24 protein-coding genes and 1 riboswitch are annotated in these 24,478 nt (G+C 71.2%); of the genes, 12 read left to right on the top strand and 12 right to left on the bottom strand.

Translation table 11 applies throughout. The features are described 5' to 3' along the window. Nucleotides 1-208 precede the first annotated feature (208 nt). Nucleotides 209-1,198 (top strand): malate dehydrogenase, encoded by a 990-nt coding sequence (locus OG625_RS14830; RefSeq protein WP_329380411.1) that lies wholly within the window; start codon nt 209-211, stop codon nt 1,196-1,198. 99 nt (nt 1,199-1,297) lie between these two features. Here the strand turns inward: OG625_RS14830 and OG625_RS14825 are convergent, their stop codons facing one another. Beyond that, the gene (locus OG625_RS14825) at nt 1,298-1,750 is read right to left on the bottom strand and encodes a carboxymuconolactone decarboxylase family protein (protein WP_329390686.1); all 453 of its coding nucleotides are present in this window, start codon (nt 1,748-1,750) and stop codon (nt 1,298-1,300) included. A 97-nt stretch (nt 1,751-1,847) separates the two neighbouring features. Between OG625_RS14825 and pdxR the strand changes: the two genes are divergently transcribed. Further along, complete coding sequence (gene pdxR / locus OG625_RS14820) at nt 1,848-3,260, top strand: MocR-like pyridoxine biosynthesis transcription factor PdxR (protein ID WP_329380409.1); 1,413 nt, start codon at nt 1,848-1,850, stop codon at nt 3,258-3,260. A 452-nt stretch (nt 3,261-3,712) separates the two neighbouring features. On the opposite strand, the gene OG625_RS14815 is transcribed toward pdxR, so the two are convergent. Next, the gene (locus OG625_RS14815; protein WP_329390684.1) at nt 3,713-4,546 is read right to left on the bottom strand and encodes a hypothetical protein; all 834 of its coding nucleotides are present in this window, start codon (nt 4,544-4,546) and stop codon (nt 3,713-3,715) included. 117 nt (nt 4,547-4,663) lie between these two features. Here OG625_RS14815 and OG625_RS14810 point away from each other — a divergent pair, with 117 nt between their 5' ends. Together OG625_RS14810 and OG625_RS14805 are read left to right on the top strand one after the other, a co-directional pair. Beyond that, on the top strand, nt 4,664-4,963 hold the full coding sequence (locus OG625_RS14810) for a hypothetical protein (protein WP_329380406.1): 300 nt from the start codon (nt 4,664-4,666) through the stop codon (nt 4,961-4,963). Between the two features lie 17 nt (nt 4,964-4,980). Beyond that, the gene (locus tag OG625_RS14805; RefSeq protein WP_329380403.1) at nt 4,981-6,171 is read left to right on the top strand and encodes a glutathionylspermidine synthase family protein; all 1,191 of its coding nucleotides are present in this window, start codon (nt 4,981-4,983) and stop codon (nt 6,169-6,171) included. Nucleotides 6,172-6,188: 17 nt separating this feature from the next. Here the strand turns inward: OG625_RS14805 and rocD are convergent, their stop codons facing one another. After that, nucleotides 6,189-7,394, bottom strand: a complete 1,206-nt coding sequence (rocD, locus tag OG625_RS14800; RefSeq protein ID WP_329380401.1) for an ornithine--oxo-acid transaminase — start codon at nt 7,392-7,394, stop codon at nt 6,189-6,191. Between the two features lie 270 nt (nt 7,395-7,664). Here rocD and OG625_RS14795 point away from each other — a divergent pair, with 270 nt between their 5' ends. The 5 genes from OG625_RS14795 to OG625_RS14775 all read left to right on the top strand — a co-directional run bounded on the left by OG625_RS14795 (nt 7,665) and on the right by OG625_RS14775 (nt 13,697). Next, complete coding sequence (locus OG625_RS14795) at nt 7,665-8,885, top strand: RNA-guided endonuclease InsQ/TnpB family protein (protein ID WP_329380398.1); 1,221 nt, start codon at nt 7,665-7,667, stop codon at nt 8,883-8,885. A 102-nt stretch (nt 8,886-8,987) separates the two neighbouring features. After that, nucleotides 8,988-9,078, top strand: a riboswitch (ZMP/ZTP riboswitch). Between the two features lie 35 nt (nt 9,079-9,113). Then, complete coding sequence (gene glyA / locus OG625_RS14790; RefSeq protein WP_329380395.1) at nt 9,114-10,385, top strand: serine hydroxymethyltransferase; 1,272 nt, start codon at nt 9,114-9,116, stop codon at nt 10,383-10,385. A 458-nt stretch (nt 10,386-10,843) separates the two neighbouring features. Then, a complete protein-coding gene (trpS, locus tag OG625_RS14785) occupies nt 10,844-11,857 on the top strand; it encodes a tryptophan--tRNA ligase (RefSeq protein WP_329380392.1) in 1,014 nt (337 codons plus the stop codon). Nucleotides 11,858-11,962: 105 nt separating this feature from the next. Next, nucleotides 11,963-12,559 (top strand): 2'-5' RNA ligase family protein, encoded by a 597-nt coding sequence (locus OG625_RS14780; RefSeq protein ID WP_329380390.1) that lies wholly within the window; start codon nt 11,963-11,965, stop codon nt 12,557-12,559. 181 nt (nt 12,560-12,740) lie between these two features. After that, nucleotides 12,741-13,697: a YihY/virulence factor BrkB family protein gene (locus tag OG625_RS14775; protein ID WP_329380389.1), complete on the top strand. Its 957-nt coding sequence runs from the start codon at nt 12,741-12,743 to the stop codon at nt 13,695-13,697. Here OG625_RS14775 and OG625_RS14770 read toward each other — a convergent pair. Further along, nucleotides 13,645-14,892 (bottom strand): D-alanyl-D-alanine carboxypeptidase family protein, encoded by a 1,248-nt coding sequence (locus OG625_RS14770; protein WP_329380387.1) that lies wholly within the window; start codon nt 14,890-14,892, stop codon nt 13,645-13,647. The two genes, OG625_RS14775 and OG625_RS14770, sit on opposite strands and share 53 nt — an antisense overlap. 121 nt (nt 14,893-15,013) lie before the next feature. Between OG625_RS14770 and OG625_RS14765 the strand changes: the two genes are divergently transcribed. Further along, nucleotides 15,014-15,334 (top strand): SCO4848 family membrane protein, encoded by a 321-nt coding sequence (locus OG625_RS14765; protein WP_329380384.1) that lies wholly within the window; start codon nt 15,014-15,016, stop codon nt 15,332-15,334. After that, complete coding sequence (locus OG625_RS14760) at nt 15,331-16,809, top strand: metallophosphoesterase (protein ID WP_329380381.1); 1,479 nt, start codon at nt 15,331-15,333, stop codon at nt 16,807-16,809. The genes OG625_RS14765 and OG625_RS14760 overlap by 4 nt, the downstream gene beginning before the upstream one ends. A 67-nt stretch (nt 16,810-16,876) precedes the next feature. On the opposite strand, the gene OG625_RS14755 is transcribed toward OG625_RS14760, so the two are convergent. The 4 genes from OG625_RS14755 to OG625_RS14740 form a co-directional block, all read right to left on the bottom strand. After that, nucleotides 16,877-17,611 (bottom strand): TetR/AcrR family transcriptional regulator, encoded by a 735-nt coding sequence (locus OG625_RS14755; RefSeq protein ID WP_329380378.1) that lies wholly within the window; start codon nt 17,609-17,611, stop codon nt 16,877-16,879. Nucleotides 17,612-17,622: 11 nt separating this feature from the next. Further along, nucleotides 17,623-18,060 (bottom strand): thiol-disulfide oxidoreductase DCC family protein, encoded by a 438-nt coding sequence (locus OG625_RS14750; RefSeq protein WP_329380376.1) that lies wholly within the window; start codon nt 18,058-18,060, stop codon nt 17,623-17,625. Between the two features lie 3 nt (nt 18,061-18,063). After that, entirely contained in the window at nt 18,064-18,468 is a 405-nt protein-coding gene (locus OG625_RS14745; RefSeq protein ID WP_329380373.1) for a hypothetical protein, read from the bottom strand. An 88-nt stretch (nt 18,469-18,556) separates the two neighbouring features. Beyond that, nucleotides 18,557-19,312, bottom strand: coding sequence for an alpha/beta fold hydrolase (locus OG625_RS14740; protein ID WP_329380370.1), 756 nt, complete (start codon nt 19,310-19,312; stop codon nt 18,557-18,559). Nucleotides 19,313-19,370: 58 nt separating this feature from the next. Here OG625_RS14740 and OG625_RS14735 point away from each other — a divergent pair, with 58 nt between their 5' ends. After that, nucleotides 19,371-20,102: a hypothetical protein gene (locus OG625_RS14735; RefSeq protein WP_329380368.1), complete on the top strand. Its 732-nt coding sequence runs from the start codon at nt 19,371-19,373 to the stop codon at nt 20,100-20,102. Between the two features lies 1 nt (nt 20,103). Here OG625_RS14735 and OG625_RS14730 read toward each other — a convergent pair whose 3' ends face one another. The 4 genes from OG625_RS14730 to sdhA all read right to left on the bottom strand — a co-directional run bounded on the left by OG625_RS14730 (nt 20,104) and on the right by sdhA (nt 24,458). Further along, nucleotides 20,104-20,634 carry a hypothetical protein gene (locus OG625_RS14730; RefSeq protein WP_329380366.1) on the bottom strand — a complete coding sequence of 177 codons (531 nt, stop codon included), beginning with the start codon at nt 20,632-20,634 and terminating at the stop codon, nt 20,104-20,106. Nucleotides 20,635-20,676: 42 nt separating this feature from the next. After that, nucleotides 20,677-21,798: a serine hydrolase domain-containing protein gene (locus OG625_RS14725; RefSeq protein WP_329380363.1), complete on the bottom strand. Its 1,122-nt coding sequence runs from the start codon at nt 21,796-21,798 to the stop codon at nt 20,677-20,679. Nucleotides 21,799-21,936: 138 nt separating this feature from the next. Next, nucleotides 21,937-22,704 carry a succinate dehydrogenase iron-sulfur subunit gene (locus OG625_RS14720; RefSeq protein ID WP_329380361.1) on the bottom strand — a complete coding sequence of 256 codons (768 nt, stop codon included), beginning with the start codon at nt 22,702-22,704 and terminating at the stop codon, nt 21,937-21,939. Continuing rightward, on the bottom strand, nt 22,704-24,458 hold the full coding sequence (gene sdhA / locus OG625_RS14715) for a succinate dehydrogenase flavoprotein subunit (protein ID WP_329380358.1): 1,755 nt from the start codon (nt 24,456-24,458) through the stop codon (nt 22,704-22,706). The genes OG625_RS14720 and sdhA overlap by 1 nt, the downstream gene beginning before the upstream one ends. Nucleotides 24,459-24,478 lie beyond the last annotated feature (20 nt).

The raw sequence follows: 24,478 nt of genomic DNA, 5'->3' as shown, positions 1-24,478 counted from the left end.
GGGTCGAAACGCAGGGCGGAAACCCCCCTCCCGCCTTCGAACCCCCCGGTTCGTGTGCCATGCACCACAGGGACCGGGGGATCGGGCCGTTCCAAGGTCGGATAGCCTGACCGCGGATGTCTCTTCACATCAAGATTCACTGGGGAGCGGCGTCCTCCAGCACATGGGGCGGGACGCCCCAACCGCCAGCTGTCTAACGGAGAAGGCCATGACCCGCACTCCTGTGAATGTCACCGTCACCGGCGCCGCCGGCCAGATCGGCTACGCGCTGCTCTTCCGCATCGCGTCCGGCCACCTGCTCGGCGCGGACGTGCCGGTCAAGCTCCGCCTCCTGGAGATCCCCCAGGGCATGAAGGCCGCCGAGGGCACCGCCATGGAGCTCGACGACTGCGCCTTCCCGCTGCTCGCCGGCATCGACATCTTCGACGACCCGAACAAGGGCTTCGAGGGTGCCAACGTCGCGCTGCTCGTCGGCGCCCGCCCGCGCACCAAGGGCATGGAGCGCGGTGACCTGCTCTCCGCCAACGGCGGCATCTTCAAGCCGCAGGGCGCCGCGATCAACGCGCACGCCGCGGACGACATCAAGGTCCTGGTCGTGGGCAACCCGGCCAACACCAACGCGCTCATCGCGCAGGCCGCCGCCCCGGACGTACCGGCCGAGCGCTTCACCGCGATGACCCGCCTGGACCACAACCGCGCGATCTCGCAGCTGGCCACCAAGACCGGTGCCGCCGTCTCCGACATCAAGCGCCTCACCATCTGGGGCAACCACTCGGCGACCCAGTACCCGGACATCTTCCACGCGGAGATCGCCGGCAAGAACGCCGCCGAGGTCGTCAACGACGAGCTGTGGCTCGCCGACACCTTCATCCCGACCGTCGCCAAGCGCGGCGCCGCGATCATCGAGGCCCGTGGCGCGTCCTCCGCCGCCTCGGCCGCCAACGCCGCCATCGACCACGTGCACACCTGGGTCAACGGCACCGCCGCGGGCGACTGGACCTCGATGGGCATCCCGTCGGACGGCTCCTACGGCGTCCCGGAGGGCATCATCTCCTCCTTCCCCGTCACCACCAAGGACGGCAAGTACGAGATCGTCCAGGGCCTGGACATCAACGAGTTCTCCCGTGCGCGCATCGACGCGTCCGTGGCGGAGCTCGTCGAGGAGCGCGACGCGGTGCGCGAGCTCGGCCTGATCTGATCCACCCCGGTCCGTCGCGGACCGGATCGCTTCACTCCACGAGAACGCCCCGGCGGGCCTGCCCGCCGGGGCGTTCTCGTGCGTCTGAGTGTCGGCGTATCAGGCCTTGTACGTGCCCGGGGTGTAACGGCCCGGCACCAGGCGGGTGGTGACGCCGATGCGGTTCCAGACGTTGATCGTCGCGATGACGGCGATCAGCTGGGCCAGCTCGCGCTCCTCGAAGTGCTTCGCGGCCTTCTCGTAGACCTCGTCCGGCACGAAGCCGTCCGTGAGGACGGTGACGGCCTCGGTGAGCTCGATCGCGGCGAGCTCCTTCTCGGTGTAGAAGTGCCGCGACTCCTCCCAGGCGGGCAGCAGCACGATGCGCTCGACGCTCTCGCCCGCCGCGACGGCGTCCTTGGTGTGCATGTCGATGCAGAAGGCGCAGTGGTTGATCTGCGAGGCGCGGATCTTGACGAGTTCGACCAGGGCCGGGTCAAGGCCCTTCTTGGCGGCGATCTCCAGGGCCAGGACGGCCTTGTAGACCTCGGGGACGACCTTCGCCATCTGCATGCGGGGGGTGTGGGGGTGGGCGTGAGCGTGTGCGTTCTGCGTATCCGTCATGTGTTCACCCTAGGAGGCGGGCGGCCCAGGGATATGGTCCATATCCATGACGGATTCCTGGGCCACTTTCGGCGCCGACCTGCACCTCGACCTCTCCACCGGGCGCGGCCTGCGGGCCGGGCTCACCGAGGCGCTGCGGGAGGCCGCGCGCAGCGGGCGGCTGGCGGCCGGGACGCGGTTGCCGTCCTCGCGGTCGCTCGCCGTGGACCTGGGCATCGCGCGGAACACGGTCGCGGAGGCGTACGCCGAGCTCGTCGCCGAGGGCTGGCTGACGGCCCGGCAGGGCTCCGGGACCCGGGTCGCCGAACGTGCGCGTCCGCGCCGGACCCAGGCCGCCGCCGGCGCCGCCCGGGCCCGCGGGCCCGCGCGCCGGGGGCCCTCGTACAGCCTCCAGCCCGGCTCCCCGGACCTGAGCGGCTTCCCGCGCGCCGCCTGGCTCACGGCGGCCCGGCGGGCGCTGACCAACGCGCCGAACGAGGCCTTCGGGTACGCGGTCGATCCGCGCGGCCGGATCGAGCTGCGGGAGGCCCTCGCGGGGTACCTGGCGCGGGCGCGCGGGGTGTACGCGGACCCGGAGCGGATCGTGCTGTGCGCCGGGTTCGTGCACGGGCTGACGCTGCTGGCGGGGGCGCTGCGGGCGCGCCGGGTGCGGGAGGTGGCGGTGGAGGGGTACGGGCTGGACATCCACCGGGACCTGCTGGCGAAGGCGGGCCTGCGGACGCGCCCGCTGGGGGTGGACGGGGACGGGGCCCGTACGGGGGAACTGGGCGGGCGCGCGGGTATCGGCGCGGTGTTGCTGACTCCCGCGCACCAGTTCCCGACCGGGGCCGCGCTGACCCCGGCCCGGCGGGCGGCGGCGGTCGACTGGGCGCGCACCACGGGCGGGCTGATCCTGGAGGACGACTACGACGGGGAGTTCCGCTACGACCGCCAGCCGGTGGGGGCGCTCCAGGGGCTGGACCCGGAGCGCGTGGTGTACCTGGGCACCGCCAGCAAGTCCCTGGCGCCGGGGCTGCGGACGGGGTGGATGGTGGTCCCGGCGGGGCTCGTCGAGGAGGTCCTGGCGGTCAAGGGCCTGACCGACTGGACCTCCAGCGCGCTGGAGCAGCTCACGCTGGCGGAGTTCATCACGTCGGGGGCGTACGACCGGCACGTGCGCGGCATGCGGCTGCGGTACCGGCGGCGGCGGGACGAGCTGGTCGCGGCGGTGGGCGGGCGGGTCGGCGTGTCGGGGATCGCGGCGGGGCTGCACGCGGTGCTGGACCTCCCGGAGGGGGTGACGGAGCGCTCGGTGATCCAGTCGGGGGCCTGGCAGGACCTCGCCCTGGACGGCCTGTCCCGCCACCGCCACCCGGAGGCCGACCTCCCGCCGCGGGCGGCGCTGGTGGTCGGCTACGGGACGCCGTCGGACAGCGCGTGGGCGCCTACGCTGGCGGCGCTGTCGGCGGTTTTGCCGTAGGCCGTTTGGCGGGGTGGGGGTGCGGCTCCCGTGCCGGGGGCTGCGTGTGGGGGGCCGGTGCGGGGTCCCGTGCCGGGGGCTTGGCGGGGTGTCGTACGGGTCCGGCTGCGCCGGGGCGGTGTCCCCTGGCGGGGTGCCGGGAAGGGCCGGTGCGGTGTTCGTGGCGGGGGCTTCGTGTGGGGGCCGGTGCCGGGGTGGGGTGTCGTCCGGGACTCATGATTTATGGCGCCTGGGCGTGTCTTCGTTGGTGCGGGTGCTGCCGCGCCACACATCACGTTTTACGTCCGGGACAACACCCCACCCCGTCCCCGTCCTGGGCGTTTCCAGTCCTGGCCGGGCGAAATCCAGCCCTGCCGGCGATTGAGGCGCGGGTCCGGGCAGAGCCCGGTTTCGGGAAGGGGTGGGGTGGGGGAAGGGCTCGGCGCAGCGGCAACCCGTACGCCCCCGGAGGGTCACGGGGTGACCGGCTCCGGCTCCGGGGGCTCCCCGAAGCGGGCCAGCGCAAGCGCCCCGGCCAGGGCTACGGCGAAGCCGGCCACCGCCAGCCACGTCAGGCCTTCGCGCGTGCGGTCGCCGAGCCAGACCACACCCACCACCGCCGGGCCGATCGTCTCGCCGAGGACCAGGCCGGCCGTCGCCGCCGTCACGGAGCCCCTTTGCAGCGCGGAGGTGAGCAGGAGGAACCCCGCCGCGCCGCCCAGCAGGAGCGCGTACAGCGCCGGGTTGGCCAACTCCCGCAGGGAGACGGTGTCGATGAGGCGTACCGACACCTCCACCACCCCGAAGCCCGTCCCCGAGGCCAGGCCGAGGACGAGGGCTCGCGGCCCGTCCGGGAGCCGGCCGGCCGCCGCGCCCACCAGCAGCACCATCACCGCCACCCCCAGCAGTCCCAGCTTGAGGGCCAGGGACCCCTCTCCGGAGCCCTCCTCCCCGGAGGCGAGCCCCAGCATCAGCAGCCCCGTGCACACCACCCACACCGCACCCCACTCCATCCGCGACAGCCGCACCCGCAGCAGCCGCGAGGCGACCACCGCCGTCACCGCGAGGCTCGCCGCCAGCGCGGCGCCCACCGCGTAGATCGGGATGTGGCGCAGGGCGATGATCTGGAGCACGAACCCGGCCCCGTCCAGCCCGAGGCCGACCAGGTACCGCCACTGCCGCAGCGCCCGCAGCATGAGCGCCGGGTCGACCCCGGAGCCCGTCCCGGGCTCCGCGGCCCGCGCCGCCACCGCCTGCAGAACGGACGCCGTACCGAAGCAGACCGCCGCACCGAGTGCGCAAATCATCCCAATGAGCACGAACTGACTCTAGGTCACAGATCTCACGACGGCCGGATTCCATCCCCCGGGCCCACCGCTCTACTCTGTCCCGCAGTACGCCGGGTCCCAGGGGGAGCAGCAGACATGGACAGCAGCAACACCAATCAGCGCCGCATGCGCTCCGGCGCGGTCGCCCTGGGCGGCATGGGCCTGCTCGCGGCCACCCTCGTGGCGTGCGGCAGCAGCGACGAGCCGGACAAGCGCTGCGCGTCCCGCTCGACGCTGGAGCACCTGAACAACAAGGAGTGCAAGAGCGGCGGCCGCGGCGCCTACTACTACGGCGGCTACGTCACCGCCGGCAAGGTCAGCGGCGGCAGCTTCGACAAGTCCGCCGTCACTCGGGGCGGCATCGGCGGGAGCACTTCCGGCTCCAGCGGCGGCTGAGGAACGGGCAAGCAGCAATGAAGCGGCACACCATCGAACCCCGGCCCGGCTGGCAGAAGACCGTCGAGGAGCAGGGGCTGATCTACCCCCTCACCCGCTACCCCGACGACTCCCTGCGCCCGTACTGGGACGAGAGCGCGTACTACTCCTTCTCCCTCCCCGAAGTGGAGGCGCTGGAGAACGTCGTCGAGGAACTGCACGCCATGTGCCTGGCCGCGGCCGCGCACATCGTGGAGAAGGACCGTTTCGCGGACCTGGGCATCACCGACCCGCGCCTCGCCGCGCTCGTCGCCGAGTCCTGGCGGCGGCGCGCCGAACAGCCCTCCCTCTACGGCCGCTTCGACCTGCGGTACGACGGCACCGGCCCGGCCAAGATGCTGGAGTACAACGCCGACACCCCCACCTCGCTGGTGGAGGCGGCGAGCCCGCAGTGGTTCTGGATGGAGGAGCGCTTCCCCGGAGCCGACCAGTGGAACTCCCTCCACGAGCGCCTCGTCGACGCCTGGCGCCGACAGGCCGAGCTGCTGCCCCCCGGCCCGTTGCACTTCGCTCACTCCGAGAGCGACGAGCTCGGCGAGGACCTGATGACGGTCGCCTACCTCCAGGAGACCGCCGAGCAGGCCGGCATCGAAACCCACGCGCTGTCCGTCGAACAGATCGGCTGGGACAGCCTGTCGGGCCGGTTCGTGGACGAGAAGCTCCGCTTCATCCGCGGCTGCTTCAAGCTCTACCCGTGGGAGTGGCTGGTCAAGGACGAGTTCGGCCCCATGGTCCTCGGCACGTACGACCTCGGCGGCAGCGGCACCACCTCCTGGATCGAGCCGCTGTGGAAGATGCTGCTCTCCAACAAGGCGCTGCTCGCGGTCCTCTGGGAGCTCTTCCCGGAGCACCCGAACCTGCTGCCCGCCTACCTCGACGGGCCGCGCGAGCTCGCCGACACCACCGGTTACGTAGCGAAGCCGCTGCTGGGCCGGGAGGGCGCGGGCGTCACCCTCCACGAGGCGGGCGGGGCCGGCGAGGCCTTCGTGGCGCAGGAGGGCGAGCAGTACTGCTTCCAGGGCCTGGCCCCGCTGCCTGACTTCGACGGCAACCGGGTGGTGCTCGGCGCGTGGGTCGTCGAGGACGAGGCGGCGGGGCTCGGCATCCGCGAATCCGCGGGGCCGGTCACGGACGAGTACGCCCGCTTCCTGCCCCACGTCATTCAATAGGGCACAGCATCCTCTGGCTAGGCGGAGAGGACCGACCTGAGCTGGTCCAGGCCCCAGTCCAGGTCCTCCTTGCTGATCACCAGCGGCGGCGCGATGCGGATCGTCGACCCGTGGGTGTCCTTCACCAGTACGCCGAGCTCCATCAGCTTCTCCGAGACGTCCCGGCCCGTCCCGCGCGACGGGTCGATGTCGACGCCCGCCCACAGCCCGCGGCCGCGTACGGCGGTCACCGCGCCCCCGCCGACCAGCAGGTTCAGCTCCCGGTGCAGGTGGTCGCCCAGTTCGGCGGCGCGCTGCTGGTACTCGCCGGTGCGCAGCATCGCGATCACCTCCAGGGCGACGGCGCAGGCGAGGGGGTTCCCGCCGAAGGTGGAGCCGTGTTCGCCGGGCTTGAACACCCCGAGCACGTCCCGGTCGGCGACGACGGCCGAGACCGGCACCACGCCGCCGCCGAGCGCCTTCCCGAGGATGTACACGTCGGGGACGACGTCCTCGTGCTCGCACGCGAAGGTCTTGCCGGTCCGGCCGAGGCCCGACTGGATCTCGTCCGCCATGAAGAGGACGTTCCGCTCGCGCGTGAGCTCCCGTACGCCCTGGAGGTATCCGGCGGGCGGCACCAGCACCCCCGCCTCGCCCTGGATCGGCTCCAGCAGCACGGCGACGGTGTTCTCGGTGACGGCGTGCGCGAGGGCGGTGAGGTCCCCGTACGGGACGATCTCGAAGCCCGGGGTGTACGGGCCGAAGTGGTCGCGGGCGTCGTGGTCCGTGGAGAAGGACACGATGGTGGTGGTCCGGCCGTGGAAGTTGTCGGCGGCGACCACGATCTTGGCGTGCCCGTCCGGGACGCCCTTGACCTCGTAGCCCCACTTGCGGGCGGTCTTCACGGCCGTCTCCACGGCTTCCGCGCCCGTGTTCATGGGCAGCACCATGTCCTTGCCGCAGAGCGCGGCGAGTTCGGTGCAGAAGTCGGCGAAGCGGTCGTGGTGGAAGGCGCGCGAGGTGAGGGTGACCCGCTCCAGTTGCGCGTGGGCGGCATCGAGCAGCCGGCGGTGGCCGTGCCCGAAGTTGAGCGCCGAGTAGCCGGCGAGCATGTCGAGGTAGCGGCGGCCCTCCACGTCGGTCATCCACGCGCCTTCCGCGGAGGCGACGACCACGGGCAGCGGGTGGTAGTTGTGCGCGCTGTGCGCGTCGGCGGAACGCATGGCTTCAGCAGTTGTCGACACGGGGTCTCCGATCGTCCGTCAGGCCTGTGACGAGGGTGGCGTCACTGGGTAACTGGATGACGCCCAGGCGGTAAGGCCCGGAAGAAATCCACATTCCCGCGTATTGGGGCAGGGAAGCTGAATCGCCGCTGGTTGGTCGGTCACTCGTTCGGGTGAGGTGTCGGGGTTGCGGGGAGCGAATCAGGTTGCGGCTCTAGGTTGAGGTTATGACGACGTGGAGGGAAGAGGAGCAAGCCGGGCGCACCTCGTATCCCTACCAGGGTGAGGGCAGTGCGCCGCGCGTATAAGTTCCTCCTCCGTCCCACCGTCCGTCAGGCCCGGGCCCTGACGGAGATGCTGGCTGATCACTGCTCGCTCTACAACGGGGCGTTGCAGGAGCGCCGTGACGCCTACCGGCATGTGTCGAAGACCAGCGTCAAGTACGGGATGCAGTCCGCGCAGCTCAAGGACATTCGTTCATTCGACCCGGAGCGTCAGGGGCGCTGGTCGTTCTCCTCCCAACAGGCGACCTTGCGCCGATTGGACAAGGCGATGCAGGCGTTCTTCCGCCGGGTCAAGGCCGGAGAGACACCTGGTTACCCGCGTTTTCGGGGGGTGAACTGGTTCGACACGGCGGAGTTTCCCAGGGACGGGGACGGCTGCCGGTGGAACTCCACTCCCGAAGACCGTCAGACCCGCGTCCGCTTCCAAGGTGTGGGACACGTCCGGGTGCACCAGCACCGCCCCGTCAAAGGCCGCGTGAAGACCGTGAGCGTCAAGCGTGAGGGACGGCGTTGGTACGTCATCCTCGCCTGCGATCAGGTTCCCGCCGAGCCCCTGCCGAAGACGGGCAGCGTGGTCGGTATCGACCTCGGGATCGCCCACTTCCTCACCGACTCGGACGGCAATCACGAACCCAATCCCCGCCCCGGCCGGACGATGGCCGGGTTCCTCGCCGACGCACAACGCACCCTCTCCGCTTTTCCGCGCTGCAAGGCCGAGGACCGCACCAAGAAACACCGCGTAGCGGTCGAGGAGGTCGTAAAACTCCACCGCAAGGTCCGCTTGCAGCGACTCGATCACGCCCACAAGGCCGCCTTCGCCCTGGTCGGTGCCCACGACGTGATCGCTCACGAAAAGCTGAACATCGTGGGCATGGTCCGCGCCCCCAAACCCAAGCCCGCCCCCGAGCAGCCCGGTGTCTTCCTGTCGAACGGCGCAGCGGCGAAGGCCGGGCTGAGCAAGTCGATCCACGATGCGGGTTGGGGGGTGTTCCTGGGCATCCTCGCGCACAAGGCTGAAAGCGCCGGTCGTGTCGTGATCCCGGTCGACGCCCGCAACACGTCCCGCACCTGCCCACCCTCCGCAGGAGGATGCGGGCACGTGTCCGGGGACAACCGCACCCAGGAGAAATTCAAGTGCGTTGAATGCGGCTTCACCGCCAACGCCGACCATGTCGGCGCTCTCAACGTCCTCCACAGGGCCGGACCGGTCCTCTGCCAGGCGGCTTAGCCACCGATGCAGGAAGCCTCCGGCTATCGCCGGGAGTGGAGGTCACCCTCGCTCGTATGCCGGACAGAAAGCCCGTCTCGTGGCGCGCCCGCTAAGGTGGGCGGTACGCACGGCGACTGGCGTACGGAGAACCAACTCCGGGGGAGTCGTGCGCGCAGGACCGCATACAGGGCCGCTCGCCTGGGCCTCGCGGGGACGAGACACGAAATCGACCCCGGAGGAGCCGCCATGAGCGCGAACCACCGTCACCCCGCCCTTCTCGCGACCGACCCCGAGCTGGCGTCCTTCGTCGCGGCGGAGGAGACCCTGCAGGCCGAGACGCTGAGGCTGATCCCCAGCGAGAACTACGTCTCGGCGGCCGTCCTCGAAGCCTCCGGCACCGTCCTCCAGAACAAGTACAGCGAGGGCTACCCGGGCCGCCGCTACTACGAGGGCCAGCAGAACATCGACCGCGTGGAGGCGCTGGCCGTCGAGCGCGCGAAGGGCCTCTTCGGGGTCGACCACGCGAACGTGCAGCCGTACTCCGGCTCCCCGGCGAACCTGGCCGTGTACCTGGCCTTCGCGAAGCCCGGCGACACGGTGATGGGCATGGCCCTGCCGATGGGCGGGCACCTGACCCACGGCTGGGGCGTCTCGGCGACGGGCTCGTGGTTCCGGGGCGTGCAGTACGGCGTGCGCGCGGACGACGGGCGCATCGACTACGACGCGGTGCGCGAGCTGGCGCTGGCCGAGCGCCCGAAGATCATCTTCTGTGGCGGTACGGCACTCCCGCGCACGATCGACTTCGCGGCCTTCGCGTCGATCGCCGAGGAGGCGGGCTCGATCCTGGTCGCGGACGTGGCGCACATCGCCGGCCTGATCGCGGGCGGCGCGCACCCGTCCCCGGCGGGGCACGTGGACGTCATCTCCACCACCACGCACAAGACCCTGCGGGGTCCGCGCGGCGCGATGCTGATGTGCCGGGAGGAGCACGCGAAGGCCATCGACAAGGCGGTCTTCCCGGGCCTCCAGGGTGGGCCCCACAACCAGACGACGGCCGGCATCGCGGTCGCCCTCCACGAGGCGGCGCAGCCGTCCTTCACGGCGTACGCGCACGCGGTCGTCGCGAACGCGCGGGCGCTGGCCGCCGCTCTGCTGGAACGGGGCTTCGACCTGGTCTCGGGCGGTACGGACAACCACCTGATCCTGATGGACCTCACCTCGCGCGGGGTCCCGGGGAAGGTCGCGGCCAAGGCGCTGGACCGGGCGGGGATCGTGGTGAACTACAACACGGTGCCGTTCGACACGCGCAAGCCGTTCGATCCCTCGGGGATCCGGATCGGGACGCCGTCGCTGACGTCGCGGGGGCTGGGGGTCGAGCACATGCCGGTGGTCGCGGAGTGGATCTCCCGGGCCGTGGCGGCCGCCGCCAAGGCCGACGAGGCCGAGCTGGTGGCGATCCGGTCCGAGGTCGGTGACCTCATGTCCGCGTACCCGGCCCCGGGCCTCCCCCTGTCCTGACCGCGCGCCTCAATCGCCGGCGGGGCTGAATGCGGCTCCGGCCGGCGGCCCGGCGCGCGTCAAGAATCGGGGCTCCGCCCCGGCCCCTCCCCCAGACTCCGTCCGGGGGACCCCCACTCCTCAATCGCCGGAGGGGCTGGATTTTCGTCCGGGGTGGCCGGGGCTGACCTGCGGGCCGTCCAGCTGCGCTTGGCGGACGGCATCAGCCACATCCAGCCCCTCCGGCGTTTGAGGAGCGGGTCTGGGCGGAGCCCAGGAAGCCCCGCGCAGCGGCCCGGCCCCGCCCGACGTCGGTGGCCCCCCGCGCAGCGGCTGGGTCCCGCCGACTCGAACCGGCCCCGCGCAGCCGGCGGCGGGCGGTCGGCGGGCAGCGGTCGGCGGTGGGGGTGGGATTTGGCCACCGGGTCACACCCGTACCGCGGGCCCGAGCCCGCCCCGGCACCTGAGAGAATGGGGCCATGGCTTCTGATCGTCCTCGCGCGCTCTCCGGCATCCAGCCCACCTCCGGTTCGTTCCACCTCGGGAACTACCTCGGAGCCATCCGCCAGTACGTCGCCCTGCAGGAGACGCACGACGCCTTCTACATGGTCGTCGACCTGCACGCGATCACCATGCCGCAGGACCCGAAGGAACTGCGCGCGAACACCCGCCTCTCCGCCGCGCAGCTCCTCGCCGCCGGCCTGGACCCCGAGCGCTGCACGCTCTTCGTCCAGAGCCACGTGCCCGAGCACGCGCAGCTCGGCTGGGTCATGAACTGCATCACCGGTTTCGGCGAGGCCAGCCGGATGACCCAGTTCAAGGACAAGTCCGCCAAGCAGGGCGCGGGCAACGCCACCGTCGGGCTGTTCACGTACCCGATCCTCCAGGTCGCCGACATCCTGCTCTACCAGGCGAACGCCGTCCCCGTCGGCGAGGACCAGCGCCAGCACATCGAGCTGACCCGCGACCTTGCCGAGCGCTTCAACACGCGCTTCGGCAAGACCTTCACCCTGCCCGCCGCGCACATCGTCAAGGAGGTCGCGAAGATCTACGACCTCCAGGACCCGGCGATCAAGATGTCGAAGTCCGCGTCGTCCCCCAAGGGCCTGATCAACCTCCTCGACGAGCCCAAGGTCACCGAGAAGAAGATCAAGAGCGCGGTCACCGACACCGAGGCCGAGATCCGCTTCGACACCGAGAAGAAGCCCGGTGTCAGCAACCTGCTCACGATCTACTCCACCCTCACGGGCGAGACGGTCCCCGAGCTGGAGGAGAAGTACGTCGGCAAGGGCTACGGCGCGCTGAAGACCGACCTGGCCGGCGTGATGGTCGACTTCGTCACACCCTTCAAGCAGCGCACCCAGGAATACCTGGACGACCCTGAGACGCTGGACTCCATCCTGGCCAAGGGCGCGGAGAAGGCCCGCGCGGTGGCCGCCGAGACGCTCGCGCAGGCCTACGACCGGCTCGGTTTCCTGCCCGCCAAGCACTGACGGAAGCGCGGTCGGAAGCACTCGCGAAAGACCGCCCTGGCGGGACAGGGGGTGCTGCCCCCACACTGGGCGACAGCACGCACTCGGATGACGGAGGAGACATACGTGGGGACCGTAACGCTCGGCGTTTCGATCGCGGTCCCGGAGCCGTACGGCAGCCAGCTCCAGGAGCTGCGCGCGGGCTTCGGGGACGCTGCCGCGCACGGTATTCCCACGCATGTCACCCTCGTGCCGCCCACCGAGGTCGAGGCCGACCGGCTGCCGGCGATCCGCGCCCACCTGGCCGAGGTCGCGGAGGCCTTCCGCGGCTTCCGGATGCGCCTCGCCGGGACGGGAACCTTCCGGCCCCTGTCGCCGGTCGTCTTCGTCCAGGTTGTCGAGGGCGGCGCGGGCTGCACCCGCCTCCAGAGCGAGGTCCGCGACCCGGAGGGTCCGCTGAGCCGCGAGCTGGCGTTCCCGTACCACCCGCACGTCACCGTCGCCCACGGGATCTCCGAGGAAGCGATGGACCTGGCGTTCACCGCGCTCGCCGAGTACGCCGCGGAGTGGGTCTGCGAGGGCTTCGCGCTCTACGAACAGGGCTCCGACGGGGTCTGGCGCAAGCTGCGCGAATACCCTTTCGGCACGGGCCCGACGGGCGTTCCGGCGCAGCCGGGCGCGCCCGCCGACGCGGCGGCCGCGGCCACCGTGCGTCCCTCCTGACCGAGCGGTCGCCTGGGCAGCCGGAAGGCGATCCGGGCGGTGAGCCGGGCGCGGAACCGCAGCCTGCGCAAGACCAGGGCATGGAACGGATGAGTCGTCGGGCGAAAAGTCACAATCGACGACCGTAGTCTCCGAAACCGACAATCCCGGCTATTTCCGGCAGCTCATTTACGGTGACTTCATGGACTGGCTGACGAAACTCCCGGTAGTCGGGCCACTGATGGCCCGACTGATGCGGACGCACGCGTGGCGTTCGTACGAACGTCTCGACCGCGTGCACTGGAGCCGGCTCGCCGCCGCCATCACCTTCATCAGCTTCCTCGCCCTCTTCCCGCTGATCACCGTGGCCGCCGCGATCGGCGCGGCGCTGCTCAGCGAGGACCAGTTGAAGCGGCTGCAGGACAACCTCGCCGAGCAGGTGCCCGGGATCTCCGACCAGCTGAACCTCGACGGGCTCGTCGCCAACGCGGGCACGGTCGGCCTCGTGGCCGGGGCCCTGCTGCTGTTCACCGGCATGGGGTGGGTCGGCTCCATGCGGGACTGCCTGCGCGCGGTCTGGGACAAGGACGACGAGGACCAGGGCAACCCCGTCGTCCGCAGGGGCAAGGACGGGCTCGTCCTCATCGGCCTCGGCGGCGCGGGACTGGCCTCGGCCGCCGCGTCGATCATCGGGTCCAGCGCGGTCGGGAAGTTCGGCGAGTTGCTGGGCGTCCCGCGCGAGGGCGTGGGGGGCGGGCTGCTGCGCGGCGGCGCCTTCCTCGTCGGCGTGCTGGCCGCCTTCCTTCTGCTGCTTTACCTGCTGACTCTGCTGCCCGGGGTCGAGCCGCCGCGCGGCCGCCTGATCCAGGCGGCCCTGATCGGCGCGGTCGGCTTCGAGCTGCTGAAGCTGCTGCTCAGCGGCTACATGCGGGAGGTCGCCGCGAAGAGCATGTACGGGGCCTTCGGCGTGCCGATCGCCCTGCTGCTCTGGATCAACTTCACGGCGAAGCTGCTGCTGTTCTGCGCCGCCTGGACGGCCACGCGTGACGACGACAACGCCGACAATGACGAGGACACCGAGGACGACGGGAGCGACGGGGACGCCGCTACACCAGCTCCTCGCCCCGACCCCGCCGGGCCCGCGGCCAGCGCCGGTTGATCACGTAGGCGCCGCCCGCCAGGGCGGCCAGCGCGCCGCCCGCGACGCCGAGCGCGGTGCCGACGCCGCCGCCCGAGCCGCCGCCGGCCGCCGCCGGGTTGTTCTCGTGCGACTGGGCCGGGGAGCCGTGGGAGGAGGTGTCCGCGCTCTTCGGCGGCACCAGCTCACCCACCGGCTTCACCTTCCCGGCCGCCGCGAAACCCCAGTCGAGGAGCGCGGCGGTCTCCTCGTACACCGAGTTCGCCCCGCCCGCGCCCGGGTTCATCACCGTGACCAGGAGCTTGCGCTCGCCCTGCTGGGCGGCGCCGGTGAAGGTGGAGCCGGCCATGGTGGTGTTGCCGTTCTTCACCCCGGCGATGCCCTTGTAGGGGGAGATGCCGCCGACGCCCGTCATCAGCCGGTTGGTGTTCTGGATCTCGAAGTACTCGCGTCCCTTCCCGGCGTCCTGCTTCCCGGGGAACTTCGCGCTCGCCGTGCCGCAGTACTCGCGGAAGTCCTGCTTCTGCAGCCCGGAGCGGGCGATGAGCGTGAGGTCGTACGCGCTCGACACCTGCTCCGGGGCGTCGTACCCGTCGGGGGACACGACGTGCGTGTCCAGTGCCTGCAGTTCCTCGGCGTGGGCCTGCATGTCCCTGACGGTCTTCTCGACGCCGCCGTTCATGGCCGAAAGCACGTGCACGGCGTCGTTCCCCGAGCGCAGGAACACCCCGAGCCACAGGTCGTGGACGCTGTACTCGAGATCCTCCTTCACCCCGACCAGACTGCTGCCGGGGCCCACGCCGTCCATGTCCTGCTCGGTGACCTTGTGGACCCGGTCCTTGGGCAGGCCGGGCAGCAGGGTGTCCGCGAAGAGCATCTTCATCGTGGACGCCGGGGGGAGCCGCCAGTGCGCGTTGTGCGCCGCGAGGACCTCCCCGGACTCGGCGTCCGCCACGATCCAGGACCGGCCCGTGAGGTTCGCGGGCAGCGCCGGAGCGCCGGGCAGCAGATGGACCTGCGTCCCCGGCTGGCCGAGCCGCGTCCCGCCGACCGTGGACATCGACGCGGGCGGGGCCGGGGCCTGCGGGGCCTTGGCCGGCCCGCCGCCCTTCCCGTCGGCCGGCGGGGACGGCGCGGCGTGCGCGGGGGCCACGAGCATCGCGGGGACGAGCAACGCGGCGGATAGGACCGTCAGCGCGGTCTTCTTGGCGGACACGCAGGTGAAAGTACATCCCGATGAGCTGATCACGGTCACGGACCGGCCAATTCGCTCCAAGCTCCGCCGGTACAGCCCACCCCGGCGCGTCCGTCCTGGGGAAGAAACCGATACTGAGGGCATGAGACTCAGCCGTGCCGCCTCCTGGTTCCTGCTCGCCTTCGGAGTGTGGAGCTGGTTCATCTGGGTGTCTTTCGTCCGGAACCTGTGGAAGAACGGCAGTGGCCTGGCGTTTGATGCGGCGGGTGACCCCACCTCCTACTTCTGGGTGCACCTGACCCTCGCGGTGACGTCCTTTCTCCTGGGGACGGCCGTCGGTGTGATCGGGTTGCGCGGGGTCCGGGCGCTGCGGCGCGCATCACGCGAGGAGACCGGCGCGGCACCGGGCGAGGCAACTGGCAAGGCAACTGGCGAGGGAACGGGCGAGGGTCACTCCGCATGAAGATCGTGATGTTCGCGCTGGTCGCGCTCGCCGTGCTCGCACTCCTGGTCGTGGTCCACCGCTGGCTCTGGATCCGGCTGGTGCGCGACACCACCGTCCCCGGCGGCCCGGCCCGGCGGGCCGGCACGATCCTGGTCATCGCCCTGCCGCTCCTCTCTGTGGCCGCCCTGACCACGGGCCGCGGCGGCGCCCCCTTCTGGCTCCAGCAGACGGTGGCCTGGCCCGGGTTCCTCTGGCTCGCGGTACTCCTGTACCTGACCCTGACGATGCTGGTCGCGGAGCCGATCCGCGCGCTGTTGCTCCGCCGTCTGGCCCAGGAGGCCACCTCCGGGGAGGGGCGGGCCCCTGCGGGTCCGCTGCGCGGCGACGAGCCGGAGCCCGCGGGGAAGGGGGCCGGAGGCGAGCCGGTCGGCGCGGCCTCGGCCGCCGGCCGTACGGCACTCCCGGCGCACGCGGCCGGATCCACGGGCCCGGCCCCGGCGGGCGAAGCCCCGCACGCGGGTTCCGCCCGGCAGGGCGACGGCTCCGCGGAGCCGGCCGCGACCCCCGCCGGTGCGGTCGGGACCCGGCCGGAGCCCGCCGAGGGCGAGGAGTCCCTGGCCGGCGCGGACGGCGCGGCCGGCCCGGCCACGGCGGCGGTGGCCGGCCTGCTGGACCGCCGGAGGTTCATCGCGCGAGCGGTGGGCGGGACGGCCGCCGCGGTGGCCCTCGGGACGGTCGGGGCCGGGGCCTACGGGGTCCTGAACGGGCCGAGCGTGCGGCGGGTGCGGGTACCGCTCGCCAAACTGCCCCGCGCGGCGCACGGCTTCCGGATCGCCGTCGTCAGCGACGTCCACCTGGGCCCGGTCCTCGGCCGCGCCCACGCCCAGCGGATCGTCGACACCGTCAACCGCACCCAGCCCGACCTCATCGCCATCGTCGGCGACCTCGTCGACGGCGACGTCCACGACCTCGGGCCCGCCGCCGAGCCGCTGCGCGGGCTGGCCGCGCGCCACGGAACGTACTTCGTCACCGGCAACCACGAGTACTTCTCCGGGGCCCAGCAGTGGGTGGACCACGTCCGTGAGCTCGGCCTGACCCCGCTGGAGAACGCCCGCCGCGCCCTGCCGCACTTCGACCTCGCCGGCGTCAACGACATCGCGGGCGAGAGCGAGGGGGAGGGCCCCGACTTCCGGGCGGCCCTCGGCGACCGCGACCGGTCCCGCGCCGCCGTACTCCTCGCCCACCAGCCCGTGGTCATCCACGACGCCGTCCGGCACGGCGTCGACCTCCAGCTGTCCGGCCACACCCACGGCGGCCAGCTCTGGCCCGGCAACTACCTTGCCGAGCTCGCCAACCCCACCGTGGCTGGCCTGGAGCGCTACGGCGACACCCAGCTGTACGTGTCCCGCGGGGCGGGAGCCTGGGGGCCGCCGGTCCGGGTGGGCGCGCCGTCCGACATCACCGTGGTCGAACTCGCCTCGTACCAGGCCTGACCCGGCCCGGAGCGGCAACGACCGGGCGCCGGCGAGGTCTCGGCCGGCGCCGCAGGTCCGTCCGGGCCTACGCGGGGTCGGGGTCCGGGTCCGAGGCCCGCTTGCGGGCCCCCGCCGTCGCCGTCTGGGCCATGCCCGGCAGGAAGTCCGCGAACAGCTCGTGCACTTCGCGCACCAGCGGCCGCAGCACCCGGAAGCGGGCCAGCACGATGCCGCGCGTGGTGAGCTGCGCGCCGCGCTCGGCGAGCCGCCGGGTCTTCTCGCTGTTCGGCGATCGGTCGAAGACCCAGTAGAGGACCAGGCCCATCTGCGCGAGCCACATCAGCTCCGGCAGTACGTCGGCCAGTTCGGCCGGCACCTTGGTCTTCGCGCCTGCCAGCACCTCGCGGTGGATCTTGATCGCCGCCTGCCGCGCGGCCTCCGACTCCGGGGAGAAGGGGCTGAGCGGACTTTCCGGGTCCGCGGCGTTCTTGAAGAACTGGGAGGCGAACTCGTGATACGGAGCCGCGATGTCCATCCAGCTCGTCAGCACGCCCGCGTACCGCTTCTGCAGATCGGTCTCGCTGTCCAGGATGGGCCGGACGGCCGCCTGGTGTGCGGCGCCGATCCGGTCGTAGAACCCCTGGACCAGGTGTTCCTTCGATTCGAAGTAGTAGTAGGCGTTGCCGACCGAGACACCGGCCTCCTTCGCGATACCCCGCATCGTCGTCTTGTCGAAGCCGCGCTCCTGGAAGAGTCGGAGCGCGGTCTCGAGGATGAGCGTGCGGGTCTGCTCGCTCTTGGGAGCCTTCTGATCAGTCACGGTGTATGAGCCTATCGGGGGACGGGGCAGTGGTCGTCACAGGCCGGTCCCTCCAGCTCCGCTTCGTTGCCCGGGCCGCCCTCGGTGCGTACCGCCTGCCGCCAGGCGGAGGCCGTGTACATGGCGGCCCGGGCGAAGGGCCGGCCGGCCGCGGTGGCCAGCCAGTTGGCCCGCGGCCGGTGCTCGGCCAGGGCCCACAGACAGACGATGAAGGCGTCCGTCCCCCTCCACACCTGGCCCGAGTCCCCCACGACGGTGATCTCGCGGAGGGTGGACTCGTGGTCGAGCTGTGGGAACCGCCGCCGCGCCTCGAAGGACGCGGCGGGGATCAGTCGTAGCGGTACCAGCCAGCGCCGGCCGAGCAGCCAGTGCCGGATGTGCACGCAGAGCGGGCAGTCGGCGTCGTAGAGCACGGTCAGGTGCCGTACCGCCACCCCTGCCGCGGCCACCGGTCAGGCCCCGGCCGGCGCGGTCCACCCCTGCGGGGCGACCGGCGGGGTCTGCTGGCGCTCCATGATCCCGCGGCGCCGCATCTTGTTGAGCACCCACACGTTGCCGAGGTGCATGACCCCGAGCACCAGCAGGACGACACCGAGCTTGACCGACAGCGCCTCGAAGAGGTCGCGGGCCGTGGTGATCTCCTTCGCCGAGCGCAGGAAGAGGGTCACGAAGCCGATGTTCACGAGGTAGAAGCCCACCACGAGGAGCTGGTTGACGGCGTCGGCGAGCTTCTCGTTCCCCGCGAGCACGTCGCCGATGAAGACGCGGCCGTTGCGGCTGAGCGTGCGGGCCACCCAGATGGTGAGGCCGATGCTGATGAGCAGGTAGATGACGTACGCAACCACGGTGAGGTCCATAGCCCCAGCCCCCTTGAACGTGTTCAACTCGTTGGCATGGCTGACTCTAGGCCTTTTTTTGAACAAGTTCAAGCGAATGGGTGCGTGCTCAGGACCGAAGGAAATCCAGCATCAGCCGGGTCGTCTCCGCCGGACGCTCCAGCGACGGGAGGTGGCCCGCCCAGGGCAGCTCCACGTGCTCCGCACCCGGGACGAGCGAGGGGAGTTCGGCGGCGATGCGGCGGAAGTCCGGGTGGTCGTGGGCGCCGCCGACGGCGAGGACGGGGGCCTGGACGGCCGCCAGGTCCACCGGGGAATCCGGCAGCTCATGGCTCCCGGTGACGGCCAGGGCGCCCTCGAAGTTCCCCAGCTGCATGGCCCGTACGAGGGCGTGCGCGTCGGCGTCGGCGTCCGGGCCGAGCCAGGTACGGGTGTTCAGCTCGGCCGCGCCGGCCAGGTCCCCCGCGTCGAGCAGGACGTCCTCGGCCGCCCCGAACCTCCGCAGCTCCGAGCTCGGCACGTGCCCGGGCCGGCCCGCGCAGAGCAGCAGCAGCGACGTCACCCGCTCCGGGTGCAGCGCGGCCAGCCGCAGCGCGACCCTGCCGCCGTAGGAGCTTCCGACCAGGGCCGCCCGCTGCACGCCGAGGTGGTCGAGCACGTCCCGCACGTCGCCGTCGTCGCTGTACGGAGCCTCGGCGGCGGGGGAGTCGCCGCAGGTCCGGAAGTCCGCCCGGATCACCCGGAACCCGGCCTCGGCCAGCGGCCGCCACTGCGGCTCCCACATCCGGCGGTCGCAGACGGAGGAGTGCAGCAGGACGACGGCGGGGCCGTTCTCGGGGCCGTCCACATCATGAGAAAGGATCATGCCCGGATCCTCGCCGACCGTGGCCCGCGTCCGCCGGCGTGTTCGAGGACGCCGACGGATGGCCGCCGTAATCGGATGGCGCGCCGGTGCCCGTGAGGGCGAGGATGCGCCGGTCTCGATTGCCTACCGGTACGGAGTGATGCGCATGGGCTACTTCACGCGGCGAAACCTCTTCCACGGTGTCGGCCACCAGCAGGTGTACGACGCGCTCGCCGAGTTCTGGGAGGGCGAGCGGCACACGCTCGTACCCGCCGACAGGGAGACGCGCGACGCCTACACGCTGTACGAGCAGCGGGGCGGCTGGACGGTGCTGGAGTGGAACATCGGCTGGGAGTGGGACCTGCGGCGCCGCGCGCAGTTCCACGTCTCGCGCGCGTACGACTGCCCCGGCCTGCTGACCTTCGTCCACGACGGGGACTTCTGGGCCTATGAGCTCTTCCATCACGGCGAGGCTGTGGACCACTTCATCCAGTGGGTCTACCCCGGGCAGAGTTGGTTCCCCGGCCGCCCGATCGACGGTCGACCGGAGCTGCTGGTGGCCCAGTTCCCGGCCCTGAAGCTGAACGTGGAGCACGCGCGCGGCTACCTCAGCAGCATCCGGCTCGACGAACTCCCCGAAGACGACCCCCTCTGGGACGACGAGGACGACGAGGACCCGCGCGCCCAGCCGGTCCGCGAGGGCGATGAGGCGGGCCGGCTGGACGCGCTCGCGGTCTTCGACTTCTGGCGCTACCTGGGCGTGGACCCCGAGGCGCCCGCCTGGCGGCGCTTCACCACGGAGGGCGTGTAGGTCAGAAGCTCAGCGACCGGGCGAGGTTCACCTGTGACATCACCCAGGGGTACGTGTTCGCGTCCTGGGCCGGGATCATCGTGGAGTGGTGGCGGCCGCCGCTGGTGACGGTGACCTGGATGTAGCCCGTGGTCGTCTTCTCCTTCATCAGGAGGAACAGCAGCCCGAGCAGGCAGAAGACGAAGAAGACGATCGCGAGGACGATCGCGTGGGTCGGCATCTTCTCCTCGGTCCGCGAGAAGTCGGTCGCGTTCCACATCGCGCCCTTGAGCGGCATCGGGCCCGACGGGGTGATGATCTGGTCCCCGGCGATGGTGATGTCGCCGATGGACATGCCGACGCCGCCGACGGGGGCGGGGGCGGGAGGCTGGGCGGGGGCCGGGAGGCCCTCGCCGCCGATGGTCGGCTGGTAGGCGGAGGTCGCCGGGTACGGCTGCGGGTAGCCGTAACTGGCCTCACCGGGGCCCCACTTGTAGGCGTCCCCGCCCTGGGAGGGGTCGCTCGCGTACGGATTCGGCTGCTGCTCGCTCATATGGCCGATCTTTCCACAGGGACCCCCTGTCCCGTACCCCGGTCAGAGACCCGCGGCCACCAGATTGCCGATGTGCGTGCGCAGGAGGTCGTGGTCCCTGGTGGTCGGTACGAGGGAGTAGACGACGGTGCGCGCACCGTGCTCGGTGGCGAACACCCCGCTCGTGGAGCGGCCCATGGAGCCCGTCTTGCCCCACACCACGGTCCCGCCGGCATCGGAACGCAGCAGACCGCCCATGCTGAACCGGTCCTTGGCCCCTTCCGAGAGGGCCGGCATGACGAACAACTGCCGCTGCTCGGCGGGCCGCAGCAGCCGGCCGCGCATCAGAGCGGTCATGAAGCGTTCCAGGTCCGGGGCGTTGGAGATCATGCCGCCCTCGGCCCAGGCCCACGGGTCGATTCCGCTCGGGTCGGCCAGCACAGGGCCGGGGATCGCGGGGTCGCCCGGCTTCGGGGAGTAGGTGTGGCGCAGGCCGAGCGGGCGGGCGATCCGGCGCTGGACCTCGTCGGCGTAGGAGCGGCCGGTGACCTTCTCGATCACCATGCCGAGGAGGAAGTGGTTGGCGCCGTTGTACTGCTGCACGAGGACGGGGGACTGGGGCGCCGCGCACTTCGGGTCGGTCCAGTGGGAGATGACCTGCGCCGGGGTCGGCGGCGCCTGGAGCCCCCTGAAGTCCACGCAGGGCTCCTGCAGGCCGCTGGTGTGGCTCAGCAGTTGGCCCACGGTGATCGGCTGCCAGTGCGCGGGCAGGGTCCCGGGGAGGAGCTCCTGCACCGGGGTGTCCATGGTGAAGCGGCCCTCGCCGATCAGCTGGAGCACCACGGTCGAGGTGAACAGCTTGGTGATGCTGCCGATGCGGAAGTTCGCGGCCGGGTCCTGCGACAGCGGCCCGGTGGCCCCGGTCCACCGCACGCCCGAGCCGCCCAGCCGGACCAGGGTCCCGCTCACGTCCGTGCTCGGGGCCATCAGCGCGGCCAGCTTCGCGGTGTCGATCGACCGGGGCCCGTGCGGGGTGGCCGTCACGGGGGCGGCGGGCCGCTCGGCCGCCGACGCCGGCACCGCCCCCGCCGCCAGCGCGGCGACGGCCGCACCGGCGGCCACCAGGGTGGTCCAACGGGCCTTGCGGATGGCGGAGCTCGTACGCTGCGCGGTGGGGTTCGTCATGGCTGCAAGCCTGCCGCGAGCAAGATCCGCAAACCATGGGTGACCACCCCCAGCCGCCCCTGACGCGCCCCTGAGTGCGCGTCAGGCCCGTACCCCTAGAGAGGGGTACGGGCCTGGGCGCGCTTCAGCGAAGCGGAATCAGAAGCGGCGCGTGATGAGGGCGCGCTTGACTTCCTGGATCGCCTTCGTGACCTCGATGCCGCGGGGGCACGCGTCGGTGCAGTTGAACGTCGTGCGGCAGCGCCACACGCCGTCCTTGTCGTTCAGGATCTCCAGCCGCTGCTCGCCGGCCTCGTCGCGCGAGTCGAAGATGAAGCGGTGCGCGTTGACGATCGCCGCCGGGCCGAAGTACTGGCCGTCGTTCCAGAACACCGGGCACGAGGACGTGCACGCGGCGCACAGGATGCACTTGGTGGTGTCGTCGAAGCGCTCGCGGTCCTCGGCGGACTGCAGGCGCTCGCGCGTCGGCTCGTTGCCCTTGGTGACCAGGAACGGCATGACGTCCCGGTACGCCTGGAAGAAGGGCTCCATGTCGACGACGAGGTCCTTCATCACCGTGAGGCCCTTGATGGCCTCGACGGTGATCGGCTTCTCCGGGTTGATGTCCTTGATCAGCGTCTTGCAGGCGAGCCTGTTCTTGCCGTTGATCCGCATCGCGTCGGAGCCGCAGATGCCGTGCGCGCACGAGCGACGGAAGGTCAGCGTGCCGTCGAGGTCCCACTTGATCTTGTGGAGACCGTCGAGCACGCGCTCCTTCGGGTCGATCTCGACCTGGAAGTCCTGCCAGGTCGATTCTTCCGAGATCTCCGGGTTGAAGCGGCGGATCCGGAAGGTGACCGTGATGAACGGCGAGGCGGCGGCTGCCGCCTCCATCGTGTCCGTCTTGGACAGGGTCGGGGTGCCCATCAGTACTTACGCTCCATCGGCTGGTAGCGGGTGACGACGACGGGCTTGTAGTCCAGCCGGACGGAGTCCTTGCCGTCATCGCCGACCTCGCGGTACGCCATGGTGTGGCGCATGAAGTTGACGTCGTCGCGGTTCGGGTAGTCCTCGCGGTAGTGACCGCCGCGGGACTCCTTGCGCGCCAGCGCGGACACGGCCATGACCTCGGCCAGGTCGAGCAGGTTGCCCAGCTCGATGGCTTCCAGCAGGTCCGTGTTGAAGCGCTTGCCCTTGTCCTGGACGGACACGTTCTTGTAGCGCTCGCGCAGCTCCGCGATCTTCTCGACCGCGGTCTTGATGGTCTGCTCCGTACGGAACACCATCACGCACGCGTCCATCGTCTCCTGGAGCTCCAGACGCAGCTCCGCGACCCGCTCGTTGCCCGTGGAGCTGCGCAGCTGCTCGACCAGGTCGATCACCTGCTGCGCCGGGTTCTCCGGCAGCTCGACGTAGTCGTTGGCGTGGGCGTACGCGGCGGCCGCGATGCCCGAGCGCTTGCCGAAGACGTTGATGTCCAGCAGCGAGTTGGTGCCGAGGCGGTTCGCGCCGTGCACCGACACGCACGCGACCTCGCCGGCCGCGTACAGGCCCGGGACGACGGTGGTGTTGTCCATGAGGACCTCACCCTCGACGTTGGTCGGGATGCCGCCCATGGCGTAGTGCGCGGTGGGCTGGATCGGGATCGGGTCCGTGTACGGCTCGATGCCCAGGTACGTGCGCGCGAACTCGGTGATGTCCGGGAGCTTCGCGTCGAGCTGCTCCGGCGGCAGGTGCGTCAGGTCCAGGTACACGTGGTCACCGGCGGGACCGCAGCCGCGGCCCTCACGGATCTCCGTGTAGATGGAGCGCGAGACGACGTCACGGGACGCGAGGTCCTTCATGACCGGCGCGTACTTCTCCATGAAGCGCTCGCCGTCCTTGTTGCGGAGGATGCCGCCCTCACCGCGGGCGCCCTCCGTCAGCAGGATGCCCATGCGCCAGATGCCCGTCGGGTGGAACTGGAAGAACTCCATGTCCTCCAGCGGCAGGCCGCGGCGGTAGCAGGCCGCCTGGCCGTCACCCGTGAGGGTGTGCGCGTTGGAGGTCACCTTGAAGAACTTGCCGGTGCCGCCGGAGGCGTAGATGACGGCCTTCGCCTGGAACACGTGGATCTCGCCGGTGGCGAGCTCGTACGCGACCACACCGGCCGACTTCTTGACGCCGTCCTCCTCGACCAGGAGCTGGTCCAGGACGTAGAACTCGTTGAAGAACTCCACGCCCTCCTTGACGCAGTTCTGGTACAGCGTCTGGAGGATCATGTGGCCCGTGCGGTCCGCGGCGTAGCAGGACCGGCGGACCGGCGCCTCGCCGTGGTTGCGGGAGTGCCCGCCGAAGCGGCGCTGGTCGATGGTGCCGTCCGGGGTGCGGTTGAACGGCAGGCCCATCTTCTCCAGGTCGAGGACCGCGTCGATGGCCTCCTTCGCCAGGATCTCGGCGGCGTCCTGGTCGACCAGGTAGTCACCGCCCTTGACCGTGTCGAAGGTGTGCCACTCCCAGTTGTCGTCCTCCACGTTGGCGAGCGCGGCGGCCATGCCGCCCTGCGCGGCGCCCGTGTGGGAGCGGGTGGGGTACAGCTTCGTCAGCACGGCGGTGCGGCTGCGCTTCGTCGACTCGATGGCGGCGCGCATGCCCGCGCCACCCGCGCCGACGATGACGGTGTCGTACTTGTGGATCTTCATGTGGTTCGCCTCAGCCCCGT

It is taken from the genome of Streptomyces sp. NBC_01351 (assembly GCF_036237315.1).
In the GTDB taxonomy this organism is placed as follows: domain Bacteria; phylum Actinomycetota; class Actinomycetes; order Streptomycetales; family Streptomycetaceae; genus Streptomyces.
The sequence above is the reverse complement of the archived record's forward strand: the minus strand, read 5'-3'. Positions and strand labels throughout refer to the sequence as shown.